Genomic DNA, 15871 nt, shown 5'->3' with positions numbered 1-15871 from the left:
TCCTAAAAATCCCACCGTGCAAGGTAAGCCCAGCAGCCGACCGAGAAAGCCTCATCTGCCTCCTCAGCCGGCCACCAGCTCCACTCTAGTGGAGTTCAGGCTGCAACCCAGTCATCGCACCGCCTTGGGGTTAACGGTGATGGCATCCAGCTCTGCAAAGATCCGCTGGATAGCCGCCTCAGGCATAGGGATGTAGTCCAGCTCCTTGGTGATGGCTTGACCCTCTGGCCCCTGGGTCCACTTCAGAGCCTCCACCAGCTTGGTCAGCTTCTGCTGATCGGGATACTCGCGGTACAGCATCACCCAGAACAAGCCCACGATTGGGTAGTCATTTGGCCCTTCAGGGTCGGGCACCAACAGCGCAAAGTCATCAGGAATGGGAGCATCAAGCGCCGAGGTAGCTGCCTCAGTCGAGAACCCAACAATGTTGCCCGCTTTGTTTTCCAAGCGAGCAGTGGTCATCTTTTCCAGCTTGGCATAGGACTGGTTCACGTAGCCAATTGCCCCTGGCTCCTGCTTGATGGTGGCGGCTACGCCCTCATTCCCTTGGGCTCCAATGCCAACAGGCCACTCGACAGAAGTACCAGCACCGGCTGTCCAATTAGGGCAAACAGTTCTGATGTGGTTGGTGAACACAAAGGTAGTCCCAGAACCATCAGAGCGGTGTACCCAGGTGATGTCCAGGGGTGGCAGCTTGTTTGCTATACCTGGGTTCTCGGCCTTGATGCGAATGTCGTCCCAGCGAGTGATCTCGCCGGTCACGATGCCGCAGTAGGTTTTCCGCTTCAGGATGAGCTCTCCGCCTTCAATGCCGGGCAGGTTATAGGCAAACTCGATGGACCCTCCCGCCAGAGGCAACTGTAGGGGCTCATAGCCGTATTTAGCTCGGAAGCTTTCCAGGCGAGCACCGGAGAAAGGCGCCTCGGAAGCGCCGAAGTCCACAGTGCCATTGATCACCTGCTCTAGGCCAGCACCACTACCGACAGACTGATAGCTGACTTGCACAGCGGGGTCTACGGTGCGGTTGTAGGCGTCAAACCAACGTTGCAGCAAAGGAGCCGCAAAGGTCGCGCCCGCCCCGGAGATTTGCACGGTTTGGGCTTGAGCCGAGGTCGCTGTTAGAAATCCTACTGTTAGAGCGGTGAGGGAGAAAGCAGAAAGCAGGGTTCGCATAGGTAATATCTGTGGCGAATCAACATCTTCAACCCTATAACCTCAAAGTTAACAGAGGGATATCTAAAGGTTAACTTTGGGTTAAGTCAAGAGAAAAAATCGATATTTTTTGAGTATACTGACTCGTTTCCAAACCTCGATTTTCCATCTGGTGGTCTTGGCCAGTTTGGATTTCAGCAAAATCAGGATCCTGGAGCCCAGGATCCGCGAAAAGGCTTATACTGCTGAACTTCTATCTCATTTGACAACCAATCAAACGGACACAACTTGAATAAGAGCTAAGCTTAGACGGCTGCAAAAAAACTCGATCCAGATCCAAGATGTGTAAAATTTGAGACAAAGATGTTGCTCACCTCTCGGCAAGCTTGGACATGATTTCAGCAGGGCGGGAAAAGCCCCGCCCAGAGATTCTTTCGGCTTTTGGCAGAGAGAATTGGTTAGAAGATAGACTCCAACCTTCTAGACGTGGGGCAGCTCTACATGTTCCCCGAGCAGAGAAAGATCTGGGCTCTAAGCTGGGATCCGCCCGCCCCCCATGAGGTACAGCAGAGCCATACGCACCGCCACGCCGTGGGTGACCTGCTGCTCAATCAGGTTCAAGCCGGGATCCTCCATCACCTCGGAGCTGAGTTCCACACCGCGATTGACCGGGCCGGGGTGTAAAACCCTCACCTCTGGGTGGCACAGGCGCAGCCGCTGCCGCGTGAGGCCGAAGAAATGGTGGTATTCCTGCAGGCTGGGGAGAAGGAACTCGCCCATGCGCTCCTGTTGCAGGCGTAGGGTGATAACAAAACGCGCCCCTTCTAGGGCAGGCTCTAGCTGCCAATGGATAGGGAGCGTATGGCCGGGCACAAACTGGGCAAAATCCTTGGGCAACAGGGTGGGAGGGCCGGCTAAGTGAACCTCAGCTCCGGCAGCCACCAAGGCATAGATATCGGAGCGGGCCACCCGCGAGTGGAGAATATCGCCGACAATGGCAATTTTGATCCCTTGCAGCAACTCCAGACGGGGACGCCGGGGATCCAGATGGCTGCAGAGGGTAAACAAATCCAGCAGGCCTTGAGTGGGATGTTCGTGCAGTCCATCCCCGGCATTGAGAACGCCCACAGGGGATCCACGGCGGTCGATCTCGGCAGCCAACTGCTGCGGCACCCCTGCCTGGGCATGGCGAACGATCAAGAGATCGGATCCCATGGCCAGAAAGGTGCGGGCCGTATCCAAGAGCGTCTCCCCTTTGCTCAAGGAAGAGGTGCCTGGGGAAAAGTTGAGCACATCGGCCGAAAGGCGCTTGGCCGCCAGCTCAAAACTGGTACGGGTGCGGGTGGAAGGCTCGAAGAACAGCGTCACCACCACCTTCCCCTGCAAGGTGGGCACCTTGGGCAACCGCCGCGTCAACACCTCCTGGAAACTGGCGCTGGTCTGCAAAACCATCTGGTATTCTTCGGGAGTAAAATCCGCCAAGCCCAAGACGTGCTGCCGCTGCCAAACCATAGGGGATCCTCAAATGCCCAGGCGGGCAAAGATCTCGTCTAGGTGAGTTAGGTGGCGCTGGGGATCAAAGCAGTCCTGCAGTTCTGCCTCGCTCAGGTGAGCCATCACCCGGGGATCCGCCAGCAGATTGGCGCGGAAATCCCCGCCGGGCTGGTTCCAGGCGCGGTGAGCATTTTCCTGCACCAGGCGGTAGGCTTCCTCGCGGCTAAGGCCCTTCTCCACCAAAGCCAGCAGCACCTGCTGGCTGAAGATGACGCCGCCGTAGAGGTTGAGGTTGCGCTCCATGTTGCCGGTGTGAACCTGCAGGTGGCGCACCAGGTCGGCCATGTTCACCAGCAGGTAGTGGCAGAGAATGGAGGCATCGGGCAGGATAACCCGCTCCACCGAGCTGTGGGAGATGTCCCGCTCATGCCAAAGGGGAATGTTTTCTAGGGCCGAGACGGCATACCCGCGCAGGAGGCGGGAAATCCCGGTTAGCTGTTCAGATTTGATGGGGTTGCGCTTGTGGGGCATGGCAGAGGATCCCTTTTGGCCGGGGGCAAAGTACTCCTCAGCCTCCAGTACCTCTGTTCGCTGCAGGTGGCGGATTTCAGTAGCAAAGCGCTCTAGGGAAGAGCCAATCAGAGCCAAGGTTTGCACGTATTCAGCGTGGCGATCCCGCGAGATTACCTGTGTCGAGGCTGTATCGGGCTTCAGGCCCAGGCGAGCGCAGGCCAACTGCTCCACCTGGGGAGGCACGTTGGCGTAGGTGCCCACGGCGCCAGAGATCTTGCCCACCGCCACCACTTCCCGCAGGCGAGCTAGGCGCTCTTGGTGGCGCAGGCACTCGGCCAGCCACCCTGCCAGCTTAAAGCCAAAGGTAATCGGCTCGGCGTGAACACCGTGGGTGCGGCCGATCATGAGGGTGTAGCGGTGCTGCCGAGCTTGGTCGCGGATAGCAGCGATGAGGTCGGCCAGGCGAGCTTGCAAGATCTCCACCGAGGCCACAAGCTGCACGGCCAGAGCGGTATCCAACACGTCCGAGCTGGTCAGGCCCAGGTGGATGTAGCGCCCTGCCTCGCCCACGTGCTCGTTGAGGTTGGTTAAGAAGGCAATAATATCGTGCTTCACTTCCGCCTCAATTTCCAAAACCCGCGCCGGGTCAAAGGCGGCTTTGGCTCTGATCTCCTGCAGGGCTTCTTGCGGGATCCGCCCCAGCTCCGCTTGCGCTTCACAGACAGCCAGCTCCACCTGCAGCCAGGTCTGGAGCTTGTGGGCAGTGGACCAAATCTGGCCCATTTCGGGCAGAGTGTAGCGCTCGATCAAGGTGCCTTTTCCGTCGGTACAGTAGGATGAGCTAGGCTATTTTAGCCTTTGGCGTCCCCCCTCGAGGAAAAGCCGCTGGGGGATCCCTGCGGGCTTGGCTTGCGGTGTCGAAGGAGCAGCAAGGAGTTTGCAGATGACCGTCGGAGCTGTGCCAACTCAGGGAAAAAGAGCTTGGACAGCCGAAGAATTCATGGCGTTGTCCAGGGAGGGACATCGCTACGAGATTGTTGATGGGAAGCCAATTGATATGGGAAGCGCGGGGGCACTCCATGGTTATGTCTGCAGCCTCCTATTGGCAGCTTTGACCCCCTACGTTTTGTCCAACAAGCTGGGGATCGTTTTAGATTCCAGCACTGCTTTTAAGATGAAGAGTGGAAATTGGCGCTCCCCTGACATCTCTTTTTTTGCTAAAGAACGCTTGCAGGGCATGGCTGAACTGCCCACAGGATTTTTGGAAGGCGCTCCAGATCTGGCTGTTGAAGTGCTTTCCCCCCGCAATACGGTTGAAGAAATTCATGACAAGCTGGTGGAGTACTTTGAAAATGGCAGCCGCCTGGTTTGGCTGGTTCACCCCAGCGAGCACTACGTCCTGGTGTATCGCAGCTCTCAAGAGCCTGACCGCCTCCTGAAATCGGTTGATCTTCTAGAAGGTGAAGAGGTTATTCCAGGATTTGCCCTGCCGGTGGCTCATCTATTCCAGAAGCTTTCCTTGTAACATCCCCCCGCCCTCACTCTAGCCAATAGAGCTTGGGCCTCCCAACCTTGCCATTGGGCATTCCTGCCCCGCGTCACAGAACGACTTGGCAGAGGAGTCGGTATCTCGACCCTGACTTTCCCGCCAGAGCGCGGAACTTGTAGCTCCCCGCACCCCTTGCAAGTTAAGTGCAGGGGGTTGCCCCTCTCGCCGACGGTCTATATTGAACTAGTTCGGGATCCGAAGAGGACGTCATTAGCGGTGCGGAGCACAATCAAGTGTCGATGGGGAAGGATAGCTCTGATAGGTTTCTTGGCAGCATTCCTCGCTCCTGCCCCTGCCATCTCTTTGCCTGCCTTCCCACCTCCTCCTGAGAAGACCTCGGCCCCAAACACCGCTTCCGAGTTCAACTGGCAGGGATCCCTCAAGTTGCTGCGGGGGGATCCCGTGGCTGCCCTGGCGGATCTGGATCGGGCGGTGCAGTTGGATCCCACCTATGCGCCGGCCTATGTGAACCGCAGCTACGTCTACAACCAGTTGCGCCAGCCGGAAGAAGCTCTGGCCGATGCGGAGCGGGCCATTCAGTTGAATGCAGGGATCCCAGAAGCCTACTTTAGCCGCGGGGTGGCCTATCTTCAGTTGGGGGATCGAGAAGCGGCGATGGCTGACTTTCGCCAGGCGTTGGCTCTCTTCTCCAAGAGTGGCAACTTTGCCGACCAGGCCACCCTGCAGCAACTGCTGCGCCAGTTGGGGGTGGATTAGCCTTGAGTCTTTAGAGACTTGCGTTCTCCCAACCACTCTGATAAGGAAACTTCCTGAGCTTGCAGCCCAAAGACCTGACAAAAGGACTTCACCACCACCGGGGCCACTGCCGCCATCGTTACTCGGGGACAAAACTGAACCAGGGATCCCACCGGGCGATCAGGGATCCCACAGGGCACAATCGCCTCAAAGGCCGACAGATCGGGGCAGACATTCAAGGCAAAGCCATGGTAGGTCACCCAGCGGGAAACCTTGATGCCGATGGCCGCCACTTTGCGCCCCTCCACCCAAACCCCTGTGAGGCCAGGGATCCGCTCCCCCCGCAGGCCAAAGTGGGCCACAGTTTCAATAAGCACCTGCTCCAGTTGGCGCAGGTACCAGTGGAGATCCAGACGGTGGCGCTTTAGGTTCAGCATCGCATAGCCCACCCACTGCCCCGGCCCATGGTAGGTCACTTCGCCGCCGCGCTCCACCCGCAGGATTTCCGGCTCTTGTTCAGAAGGAGATTCCGGGTGGATAGCCGGGGATCCTATCGGCTGAGAAAGGCTCTTGAGAAACTTGGGATCGGCTCCTGCCCCCAAGGTGTAAACCGCAGGATGGGTGAGCAGCAGTAATCCGTCCGGCAACTGGGGATCCCGGATCATATGGGCCAGTCTTGCCTGCTGCCAAGCCCAGGCAGTGCGGTAGGGCACTTCACCCGGCAGGTGAACCTGCAGAAGCGGCAGTTGCACGGGGGATCCAGAAAAGTTCACCTAGCTTACAGGTTTAGTTAACCTGCGCCCGCAACCGCTCCAACAGTGCCCGCGGCTGCAACAGCCCCTCAATGCGGTCAATCGGCTTCCCATCTTTGAAGAGGATCAGCGTTGGCACCGCTTGAATGCCCCAGCGAGCAGCGATGGTTGGGTACTTTTCGGTGTCAACCTTCACAAAAGTAACCGCATCCCCCACCTGAGGTTTTACCTGCTCCAACACTTGCGCCATAACCTGACAAGGGCCGCACCAGGAAGCATAAAAATCCACCAGGATCGGGGTTTTGGATCCCTGAATCATGTCGTCAAAGCTTTTGAATTGCTGTTTGTGCGCCATAGGAAACTCCCAGAGTGTTCTGAAAAGCCTGAGATGAAATCTATTTGTAAGCTAACTGTTTGAGATTAAAAATTGGTGTGGAGATCTCGCCGCAGCCTGCTTCGGTTTCCCGGTAGGATGGCTAGGGTTCAGGAGAAGAGCTAGAGCGTACCCGTAGTCTAGGGTGTTGTGGTGGACAAAGGGGCAGACTTTAGCAGGGCTTAAGCACTTGTCTTTTTTTGAGGAGTGGGATCCCGATGGCAACAAGTAGCAGCATGGTGAATCGTGGCGTGTTGGCTGCAGTGCTGGCTGGGGTAGGACTCAGCCTATGGGGGGCTTGGCGTTGGCTTTGGGATCCCTGGGGCTGGGCTCAGGTAGTGGCCGGGTTGCTGCTGAGTTTGGGCAGCTTGCTCTACTGGCTCAAGACCCGCCCCGCCGATCACCTGGTGGTGGAGCCCCAAGGCTGGCGCATCAGCCGCCACACCCCCGAGCACTGGGTCATTCAAGCGGAGTTTGTGGCTCGCAACCTCAACCCCCTTTTGGAAGTCACCTTGGCCCAGGTGGAGCCGCGACTGCATTTGCTCAGCGCCGGATCCCTAGAAGGCATTCACACCCGCCTACGCCTGCGCTCTCGCCATCCGGATCTTCCCCCCCGCCAAGACAACTACTGGCAGGCCTACATCATCACCCCCCAGAACCAGACTGGCCTAGAGGTTGAGATCGAGCTGAAGGGGGAAGGGCTGGCCCATTTGCGCTCTGCCTGGCTGGAGTTGGACTACATCCAGTACGGGCGGCAGCGGCGCACCCTCAAGACCAGCCACCTCATCCTGCCGTTGCAAGAGGTGGATCCCTTGCCAGAGCTGAACTGGCAGCAGCAGGGATCCCTCCTTTGGGCCCCTGTTCCCACCCACCTACTGACCCCCAGCGATGACTTGGCCGAGGTGCTGCAGCGGTACGTGAGCCCTCACGTCCAGCCTGGGGATGTGGTGGCTATTTCCGAGAGTGCCGTGGCCATTGTGCAGGGCAACTTTCGCCATCCTCTCCAAGTCCAACCCGGCTGGCTGGCCCGCACCCTGTGCTACTTCTTCCCCTCCAAGACCAGTCTTTCAAGCTGCTACGGGATGCAGACTTTGATCGACTGCTCCGGGGCCTGGCGGGTGGTGTGGGCTTTTGTGGTGGGATCCCTGGCCAAACTGCTGGGGATCTCTGGGGTGTTTTATGCCCTGGCGGGAGATCAGGCCGACCTCATCGACGACGTTACTGGCACTTTGCCTCCCTATGACCAGTTCATCGTGCTGGGGCCGCGGGATCCGGCCAAGTTGGTGGGGGATCTGCATCGGCAGACGGGCTACGAAGTGGCCATCGTGGATGCCAACGATCTGGGGCAGGTCAAGATCCTGGCAGCCAGCCCCGGCGTAGAGCGGGAGCTGGTGGAGCAAGCCCTGGGCAAGAACCCCGCCGGCAATGCCGCTGAACAAACCCCCCTTGTGCTGATCAGGAAGATGACACCTGACTGAGGCTCTGCTGGGATCCGAGGGCTTGCATCGCCTGGTGAGTGGAGAGGAAGAAGCGCTCAGCGCCCACTTTCTCCACAAACCCAGCCTTTTGGAGGCGATCCATTACCGGCCCCTTCACCTCGGCCATGGCAAAGCCCACCCCTGCCTGCTGCAAACGTTCCACCAACTGGGTCAGCACTTCCAAAGCGCTGCCGTCGATGAAGTTGATGGCGCTGGCAACGAGCAGCACCTGCTCTACTTCTGGCCGCGCCGCCACCTCCCGCAGTAGATACTCCTGCAAGTAGGCTGCGTTGGCAAAAAACAGGCTCTCGTCCACCCGCACTGCCAAGATACGGGGATTGGTAATCACCTCATGGCGCTGCACGTTGCGGTAGTGCTCCGTACCGGGCACCTGACCCACGATGGCAATGTGAGGACGGCTAGCCCGCCAAAGAAAGAGCAGGATGGAGACTAACACCCCTATTCCGATCCCCTGCTCCACTCCGATCCCCAGCACACTGGCAAAGGTTACCAACCAAACCAGGGCATCGCCACGGTCGTAGCGCCAGCTTTGCAGCAGGGGGTGAAAATCCACCAGGGCCAGCACCGCCACCAGAACAATGGCCGCCAGGGTGGTCTGGGGCAAGAAGGTGAACAGGGGCATCAGCCAGATGACCGTCAAAGCCACCAACAGGCCGGTGATTAGGGAGGCCAGGCCACTGTTGGCGCCTGCTTGAAAGTTCACCACCGACCGGCTGATGCCTCCCGTTACCGGATAGCCGCCACTGCAGGCTGCTGCCAAGTTGGCTGCCCCCAAAGCCACCAGATCTTGGTTGGGATCCACCTTCTGCCGCCGCTGGCTGGCCAAGGACTGCCCCACGGCATAGCTCTCCGTGAAGCCCACCAAGCTAATGGCCAAGGCGGTGGGCAGAAGCGCTGTCCACTGTCCCCAGCTCAACGAGGGAAAGCCCAAGGGGGGCAACCCGGAAGGAATGGAGCCAACAACGGATACCCCTGCCCTCTCCGAGAGGTTTAGGCCCCAGACCAACAGGCTGGTCACGAGCACAGCCGCTAGCGGTGCCCCCTTGGTCAAAATCAAGGCCCAACCTGGAGGCACACCCCAACGCCGCAGTTGGTGGGGCAACTTTCGCTGAGCGTACACCAGCAGGGATATGGCCAGCAGCCCCAAGCCAAAGGTTACCCAGTTCACCTTGTCCAGGCTTTGCCACAGCCGCTGCACCAACAGCAAGAAGGACTCCGTATTGGCGATCTTGACCCCCAGGAGGTGGCGGAGCTGGCTGAAGCCGATGATCAAGGCCGCCGCGCTGCCAAAGGCAGTCACCACCGTGTGGCTTAAGAAATTGGCCAAAAACCCCAGCCGCAACAACCCCATCGCCCCTTGAATCAAACCCACTTCCAAGGCCAGGCCTAAAGCCAACTGCCCGTACTCTGGGCTGCCCGGCAAGGACTCCGTCCCGCTGACGCGACCGGCCAGCGGCTCTAACCCTGCCGCCACCAAGAGGGAGATGATGGCCACCGGCCCTACCGCCAAGGCGCGGCTGGATCCCAGTAGTCCATAGACGATCACCGGCAAAATACTGGCGTACAGGCCCACTTGGGGGGGCAACCCGGCCAACAGGGCATAGGCCATGCTCTGGGGCACCAACAGAATGGCCACCACAAGGCCGGCGATCAGATCTCCCGGCAAATCTGATCGTTGATAGTGGAAGACCCAAAGGGACTCCTTAGCAAAGGGCAGGTACCGCGCCAGGATCCCTTGCCCCGAAGAGGAAGCAGAAGGGATCCCGTTCATAGAGACTGACCTCGGTTCCAGGGCATGCGAGCCAAGAGCAGAGCCATGCCACAGGTGTTGGTTACACCCGCAAACACCAGCCCAGCGCCCACAAAGCCACTCAGCAGCAGCCACCAGGAGTTGACAAACGCCCCCAAAAGAGTTCCCGTGAGCACCAGGGATCCCGCTGCAATCTGCACCTGCCGCATGATGGAGATGGGCGCATTTTGGGTGCGGGTAACGGGCAGCTTAGCCGCTTTCCAAGCCTCGATCCCGCCCTTGAGGCTAATCACCTCCGGCCAGCCGCGGTCTAGCAACTGACAACCGGCGCGGATGGAGCGGCTGCCCATGCGGCAGTGCAACACCACCGGCTTCTCTGGCGTGGAAGCAGGCACTTTGGCCGGGTCAAAGGTAGATAGGGGCATGTTGATGGCCCCCGGGATCCGCTCATCGGCATATTCTCCCGGCTCCCGCACATCAATGAGCTGGACTCGCCCCTGATCCAGCCACTGTTTTAAGGTCAGGGCATCGATCTCCTTGATACGGGGATCCCGTTCCTGAGAAGGCGTGGGGTTTTGCTGGGTTACGGTCATGGTTGTCTCCTTGCTTTTGGCGTTGTCTAAAATGCAAAATGCAGCGATTTTTGGGATTAATCCCCCTCCTCAAGCAAATGACTGGGCTCACCGGGGTAAAACCGGCTATCCAGGATTTGCTCTGAGGAATAAGGGCAGGTTTTGGGGAAAATCTTTCTGGGCAGCTTGGTCTCCTCCAGGGCCAGCTTCAGCGCCCCCAAGTAAGACTTGGAGATGGCCTCTGGCAAATAGGGCTTGAGACTTGGGCTTTCTTCAAGAAGCTCCAGAACTTCCTGCCGCTGCAGCTGGAGGGTGAGGAGCCAGCTTGCGGATCTCCCCTCTGGCTGGTACTCCCACTTGAGGAGATGCCCAACCAAAACTGCAAGTCGGTTTCGCAGTTCCTGCCGCTGTTGCCTGCCCAACGATTCAATCTCCTCGACTAAATTGGGCAGATCCAGCTTCTCCCAGGCCCGATCCCGCAGAAATTGAGCTTGTTGCTGGATCCAAGCGTAGAAATCGCTCTCATAGAGACTTTCTCGATCCACGCTCAAACTCTCCATTTCTGGCAAGCCAATTGAGAGAAGGTTACCCAGAGCAGCGGGCCCTCACCATCGGAGTTTCACATGGGCTCCCCAGCCGGCGGGGGCTTACCCTGCACCTCGCTGCCCAGAAGGAATTAAACCGCTGCTGCCACTTGGCCGCACTGCTCGTTGGCCGGCACCGCTTCCTGGATCTTCTTGGGCTGGGGCAGGTTGAGGCTGTTCATCAGGGCAATGAAGCTCTCACGGGAACGCAGGTTGCCCGTTTCCAGATCCACAAAGCGCGGGTTCCAGCGCTTCTCCTCGCCAATGGTGGAGACGGTGTGCCCGCGATAGTCGTGGCCGGGGTAGACCAAAGTCTCGTCGGGCAGCGTAAACAAGTGCTGGGTAACATGGTCGTACATCAGGCCGGGATCCCCGCTTTGGAAATCCGTGCGCCCACAGCCGCGGATCAGCAGGGCATCTCCGGTAAGGACGCGATCCCCATTCACGCGGTAGGTCATGTGGCTGTCGGTGTGGCCCAGGGTAGCGATGGCTTCAATGACGACGGATCCCACTTGCAGCGTTTCCCCATGACCGATGAAACGATCTGCACATTGAGCCTTGGCCTGTACTGGCACCACCCCTTGGCAACCGGTCAGTTCCCGCAGCTTCCCGGTTCCCGTAATGTGATCCGCGTGAACGTGGGTTTCCAGGCAGTACTTCAAGGTTAGACCCAATTCCCGAATCAGCTTCAAATCCCGCTCCACCTGCTCCAGCACTGGATCCACCAGGGCGGCCTCGCGAGTTGCCGGATCCGCGATTAAATAGGTGTAGGTGCTTGTTTCTGCGTCGAACAGTTGGCGAAATAGCATAGTGCCCTCCTGTCTGGTATCGAAAGCCCGACGTGAACTTGGACTTTCTAGGAACACTATATAACTATCTAGTGTTAAAATCAAGTTGCATGGACGGCGCAAGCAGGTTTGTTGATTGGGGAAAAGTCGGTGAGCAGAGCGGATGTGAATGAGTGTCGCACAATCCTGACGCCGCAGGTTCTCAACAGCGTGGCGGAGTACTTCAAGGTTTTGGCGGAACCCAGCCGGCTGCAGATCCTGTGTGAGCTGCGCTCTGGGCCGAAGAATGTAACCCAGATTCTGGAAGCCACCGGCATGGGCCAGGCCAATGTTTCCAAGCACCTGAAAATCTTGGCGCAGGCAGGGATCGTCAGCCGTCAGCCCAAGGGGGTGAGTGTTTATTACCAAATTGCGGATCCCATGTGCTTTGAGCTGTGCGAAGTGGTATGTCGGCAGTTGGTGAGTCGGCTACAACAGCAAGCCCGCCAACTGGAGCCGCTGGCAGCCATTCACCCAGGTCAATCGAGCTGAGGCGAAAATGGTTCTCAAACGGGTTGGGGTTGTCGGGAGCACCTGATGATTAGTCCAGCTCCAGCCGCTGACGAAAGTAAGGGATGGTCTGTTGCAGCCCAACCTGCAAAGGGATCCGAGGCTCCCAACCCAAGAGGGCGCGGGCTTTGCCAATATCCGGCTGCCGTTGTCTGGGATCGTCCGTCGGCAGAGGCCGGTAAACGATGGGAGAAGGGCTGCCGGTGAGGGCGAGCACCTGCTGGGCCAGCTCCAGGATCGTGAACTCCTCTGGGTTGCCCAAGTTAAAGGGGCCAGGGTAGGGGCTGTTCATCAGCCGGATCAAGCCTTCCACCAGGTCGGAGATGTAGCAAAAGCTGCGGGTCTGGGATCCATCCCCATAGACCGTCAGGGGATCCCCGCGCAGGGCCTGGACGATAAAGTTGCTCACCACGCGGCCATCGTCCTCCCGCATGGCGGGGCCGTAGGTGTTGAAGATGCGGGCCACCCGGATCTCCGTCTGGTATTGCCGCTGCCAGTCGAAGGTGAGGGTTTCCGCCAAGCGCTTGGATTCGTCGTAGCAGGCCCGCGGGCCGATGGGGTTGACGTGGCCCCAGTAGTCTTCCGGTTGGGGATGCACTTGGGGATCCCCGTACACTTCTGAGGTGGAGGCCAGCAGGAACCTAGCCCCTGTTTTCTGGGCCAGTTGCAGCAGGTGATAGGTGCCCCAGACGCTGGTGCGGATGGTGCGGATGGGATCCGCTTGGTAGTGGGGGGGAGAAGCGGGGCAGGCCAGGTGGTAGATCTGCTGGATCCCAGCCTCTGCCAAAGCGGGCGGCAAGGGATCCGCCACGTCGTGCCAGATGAGCTGAAAGGCGGGGTTGTCCAGATGGGCCTGGACATTGAGCTGCCGGCCTGTGGAGCCATTGTCCAGGCAAATGACCCAGTGGCCTTCTTGCAGAAGGCGGGTTACCAAGTGGGATCCGATAAATCCCAGGCCACCTGTAACCAAGATTTTCATGAATTCCCCTTGTTTCTCAGCGCCTACCAGCCCACTCCGATGAGGGTTATGCCCGCCTGCTGCACCGCCTCCCGATCCAGACAGTTACGGCCATCGATGAGCAAGGGCCGCCGCATGAGCTCTGCAATCCGTCGGTAATCCAGCGACAAAAACTCCGGCCACTCCGTCACCAGCACCAGGGCATCGCAGTCCTGGGCCAGCCGGAACACATCCGTTTCCACCACCACATGGGCCAACCCCTCCCGCATCCCCGAGGCGGATACAATCGGATCATATGCCTTGACCTTGGCCCCAAGGCGGTGGAGCTGCTCGATTAAGGTCAGGGAAGGGGCATCCCGCAGGTCGTCGGTGTGGGGTTTAAACGTCAGACCCAGTAGGCCAATGGTTTTTCCCTTGAGCACCTTGAGGGCTTGCTGCAGCTTTTCCACCAGGCGCTGCCGCTGTTCTCGGTTGACCTCCACCGTGGCCTGCAACAGCTTGGCCTCATAGCCATAGTCAGCAGCGGTTTGGATAAGAGCCGCCAGATCTTTGGGGAAGCAGCTTCCGCCCCACCCTATGCCGGCGTTGAGAAAGGCGCGGCCAATGCGCCTATCTAGGCCGATCCCTTCTGCCACCTGGGTGATGTCGGCGCCGGTGCGCTCGCAGATGTTGGCCATTTCGTTGATGAAGCTAATCTTGGTGGCCAGGAAGGCGTTGGCGGCATACTTGATCATTTCGGCAGAAGCCAGGTCGGTCACCAGCAAAGGCACGGGATCCCCTTGCAGGCCCTGCTGGCGGTTGAGGATGGGTTCATACAGCTGCCGCATGATTTCAATGGCGCGGGGGCTGTTAGAGCCAATCACAATGCGATCCGGGTAGAAGGTATCTTGGATGGCACTGCCCTCCCGTAGGAACTCGGGGTTGCTCACCACGTCAAACTGCGGCGTCCAAGGCGAGAGCTCCAAGGTCAGGGATCTGGCCTCAGGATCCCTCCCCACTTCTCGGCTGCTCAGCCGCTGCTTGGCGGCTTCGGCGGCCCCGTCCAAAATGAGCATGCGCACCCAGTCCCCAGAGCCAATGGGCACAGTGGATTTGTTGACAATGACCCGATAGTGCTCGTCCAGATGCTGGCCAATTTCCCGCGCCACTGCTTCCACGTAGCGCAGATCGGGATCCCCGCTGGGCAGGGCCGGGGTGCCCACGGCAATAAACACCACCTCGCTGGCCTGGATCCCAGAGCCCAGATCGGTGCTAAAGTGCAGCCGACCCGCCGCAGTTCCCTCCCGCACCAGCTCTTCCAGGCCGGGCTCGTAGATGGGCAGGCGACCCCGCTGCAGCCCTTCAATCTTGGCGGGGTTGTTGTCCACACAGATAACGCTATTTCCTAGGTGAGCCAGGCAAGCCCCTGTTACCAGGCCCACATAGCCAGCGCCTACCACAGCAACGTGCATACTCAGAGTTCGCTCCCCAATCGGCGGCCACTTGACTAAGCCTTAGCAGCTTGCTTTTAGGGTACCCTCCCTTACCCCTATTGAGGTCGGTGACAGAATAAAGCAGGATATCTGTGGATCCCCGCCCGAGCTGCAGTGAGCTTTCTGGATTCTGCTGCCATAGCCAGCCGCCGTCAGCGCCAAGTGCAGAGGGTGCTGTACGTCACGCTAGGGCTAAATGTCCTGGTGTTTCTGATCAAGTTAATCCTGGGGCTGACGACGGGATCCCTAAGCCTCATTGCCGATGCCCTGCACAGCTCCACCGACAGCGCCAGCAACATTTTGGGCTTGGTGGCCATGCGCTTTTCTTCGCCAGAGCCCGATGACGACCATCCCTACGGCCATCGCAAGTTTGAAGCCATTGGAGCGCTGGGGATCGCCGCCTTTTTGGGGATGGCCAGCCTGGAGATCCTGCGCACAGCCGTGGAGCGGTTTTGGGAGCCCCAGCCCCACCTGCAGATCGATGAGCTGACCTTGGGGATGATGGTGGGCGTGCTGGGCATTAACGTCTTTGTCACCCTCTACGAGCACCGCTGGGGCAAAGCTCTGTCCAGCTCGCTGCTGTTGGCCGATGCGCGCCATACCCTCAGCGACGTTGGGGTGACGCTGACGGTGTTGCTGGGGTTGGCCGGCGTGCATTACTGGGGGATCCCTTGGTTGGATCAAGCCCTGGCTTTGCCGGTGGCGCTGCTGGTGCTCCGAAGCGGCTGGGAAGTGCTGCAGGAGAATCTTCCCTACCTCACCGACCGGGTGGCGATCCCTGCCGAGGCCCTGCGGGATCTGATCCTGAGCGTGCCAGGCGTGCTTGACTGTCATGACATCACTTCCCGCGGGATCCCAGGGGAAATGGTCTTTATCGAGATGCACCTGGTGGTGGAGCCGCAGGATATCGAGTCCGCCCACCGCCTCACTGAGGAAGTCGAACACCTCCTGCAAGGGCGCTACGGGCCGGCGCGGATCCTCATCCACCTGGAGCCCCGCTCCCATATCGAGCAACCCTAGCAGGAGCATGACTCTAGTCAATAATAAGCTCAACTATACTGAAAATAATGTATAATATGTTCAGTACGGATTGCTACCAGTTGATCTTTCTGTTTACTTTCGAGTCTGCCAACATGGTAGCCAAAGCAAAGCAGAAAATTGGTAGTAAGA

At 58.9% G+C, this 15871-nt stretch carries 16 protein-coding genes; 5 read left to right on the top strand and 11 right to left on the bottom strand.

Features of this window, described 5'->3' with window-relative positions; genetic code table 11:
- Window positions 1-111: 111 nt before the first annotated feature.
- The 3 genes from pstS to purB all read right to left on the bottom strand — a co-directional run bounded on the left by pstS (window position 112) and on the right by purB (window position 3969).
- Window positions 112-1173, bottom strand: coding sequence for a phosphate ABC transporter substrate-binding protein PstS (gene pstS / locus NW870_RS01470; protein WP_414373524.1), 1062 nt, complete (start codon window positions 1171-1173; stop codon window positions 112-114).
- A gap of 510 nt (window positions 1174-1683) precedes the next feature.
- The gene (locus NW870_RS01465; protein WP_011433512.1) at window positions 1684-2664 is read right to left on the bottom strand and encodes an aspartate carbamoyltransferase catalytic subunit; all 981 of its coding nucleotides are present in this window, start codon (window positions 2662-2664) and stop codon (window positions 1684-1686) included.
- A 9-nt stretch (window positions 2665-2673) separates the two neighbouring features.
- Window positions 2674-3969 carry an adenylosuccinate lyase gene (purB, locus tag NW870_RS01460; protein WP_414373522.1) on the bottom strand — a complete coding sequence of 432 codons (1296 nt, stop codon included), beginning with the start codon at window positions 3967-3969 and terminating at the stop codon, window positions 2674-2676.
- Between the two features lie 133 nt (window positions 3970-4102).
- Here purB and NW870_RS01455 point away from each other — a divergent pair, with 133 nt between their 5' ends.
- Together NW870_RS01455 and NW870_RS01450 are read left to right on the top strand one after the other, a co-directional pair.
- Window positions 4103-4684 carry a Uma2 family endonuclease gene (locus NW870_RS01455; RefSeq protein ID WP_011430559.1) on the top strand — a complete coding sequence of 194 codons (582 nt, stop codon included), beginning with the start codon at window positions 4103-4105 and terminating at the stop codon, window positions 4682-4684.
- Between the two features lie 291 nt (window positions 4685-4975).
- Window positions 4976-5425, top strand: coding sequence for a tetratricopeptide repeat protein (locus NW870_RS01450; protein WP_414373521.1), 450 nt, complete (start codon window positions 4976-4978; stop codon window positions 5423-5425).
- Here NW870_RS01450 and lipB read toward each other — a convergent pair.
- Both lipB and trxA read right to left on the bottom strand, forming a co-directional pair.
- Window positions 5422-6156: a lipoyl(octanoyl) transferase LipB gene (gene lipB, locus NW870_RS01445; RefSeq protein WP_414373518.1), complete on the bottom strand. Its 735-nt coding sequence runs from the start codon at window positions 6154-6156 to the stop codon at window positions 5422-5424. The genes NW870_RS01450 and lipB overlap by 4 nt on opposite strands.
- 34 nt (window positions 6157-6190) lie before the next feature.
- Window positions 6191-6511: a thioredoxin gene (gene trxA, locus NW870_RS01440; RefSeq protein ID WP_414373515.1), complete on the bottom strand. Its 321-nt coding sequence runs from the start codon at window positions 6509-6511 to the stop codon at window positions 6191-6193.
- Window positions 6512-6747: 236 nt separating this feature from the next.
- Between trxA and NW870_RS01435 the strand changes: the two genes are divergently transcribed.
- A complete protein-coding gene (locus tag NW870_RS01435) occupies window positions 6748-8007 on the top strand; it encodes a hypothetical protein (protein WP_414373513.1) in 1260 nt (419 codons plus the stop codon).
- On the opposite strand, the gene NW870_RS01430 is transcribed toward NW870_RS01435, so the two are convergent.
- The 4 genes from NW870_RS01430 to NW870_RS01415 all read right to left on the bottom strand — a co-directional run bounded on the left by NW870_RS01430 (window position 7985) and on the right by NW870_RS01415 (window position 11743).
- Window positions 7985-9799, bottom strand: a complete 1815-nt coding sequence (locus tag NW870_RS01430) for a SulP family inorganic anion transporter (RefSeq protein WP_414373510.1) — start codon at window positions 9797-9799, stop codon at window positions 7985-7987. The genes NW870_RS01435 and NW870_RS01430 overlap by 23 nt on opposite strands.
- Window positions 9796-10371, bottom strand: coding sequence for a rhodanese-like domain-containing protein (locus NW870_RS01425; RefSeq protein WP_414373507.1), 576 nt, complete (start codon window positions 10369-10371; stop codon window positions 9796-9798). Before NW870_RS01425 ends, NW870_RS01430 begins: the two co-directional genes overlap by 4 nt.
- Before the next feature lie 56 nt (window positions 10372-10427).
- Window positions 10428-10895, bottom strand: a complete 468-nt coding sequence (locus NW870_RS01420; protein WP_414355907.1) for a DUF29 domain-containing protein — start codon at window positions 10893-10895, stop codon at window positions 10428-10430.
- Between the two features lie 131 nt (window positions 10896-11026).
- Window positions 11027-11743, bottom strand: a complete 717-nt coding sequence (locus NW870_RS01415; RefSeq protein ID WP_414373504.1) for an MBL fold metallo-hydrolase — start codon at window positions 11741-11743, stop codon at window positions 11027-11029.
- A gap of 129 nt (window positions 11744-11872) precedes the next feature.
- Between NW870_RS01415 and NW870_RS01410 the strand changes: the two genes are divergently transcribed.
- Entirely contained in the window at window positions 11873-12253 is a 381-nt protein-coding gene (locus NW870_RS01410; protein ID WP_414373502.1) for an ArsR/SmtB family transcription factor, read from the top strand.
- Window positions 12254-12302: 49 nt separating this feature from the next.
- Here NW870_RS01410 and NW870_RS01405 read toward each other — a convergent pair whose 3' ends face one another.
- Both NW870_RS01405 and NW870_RS01400 read right to left on the bottom strand, forming a co-directional pair.
- Entirely contained in the window at window positions 12303-13250 is a 948-nt protein-coding gene (locus NW870_RS01405) for a UDP-glucuronic acid decarboxylase family protein (protein WP_414373499.1), read from the bottom strand.
- Window positions 13251-13273: 23 nt separating this feature from the next.
- Window positions 13274-14680 carry a UDP-glucose dehydrogenase family protein gene (locus tag NW870_RS01400; RefSeq protein ID WP_414373498.1) on the bottom strand — a complete coding sequence of 469 codons (1407 nt, stop codon included), beginning with the start codon at window positions 14678-14680 and terminating at the stop codon, window positions 13274-13276.
- Window positions 14681-14815: 135 nt separating this feature from the next.
- On the opposite strand from NW870_RS01400, the gene NW870_RS01395 reads away from it, so the two are divergent.
- Window positions 14816-15721 carry a cation diffusion facilitator family transporter gene (locus NW870_RS01395; RefSeq protein WP_414373496.1) on the top strand — a complete coding sequence of 302 codons (906 nt, stop codon included), beginning with the start codon at window positions 14816-14818 and terminating at the stop codon, window positions 15719-15721.
- Window positions 15722-15871 lie beyond the last annotated feature (150 nt).

This window comes from Synechococcus sp. R50.1, assembly GCF_047462115.1.
Lineage (GTDB): Bacteria > Cyanobacteriota > Cyanobacteriia > Thermostichales > Thermostichaceae > Thermostichus.
Note: the sequence above shows the minus strand (reverse complement) of the source record. Positions and strands in the feature narration are given on the sequence as shown.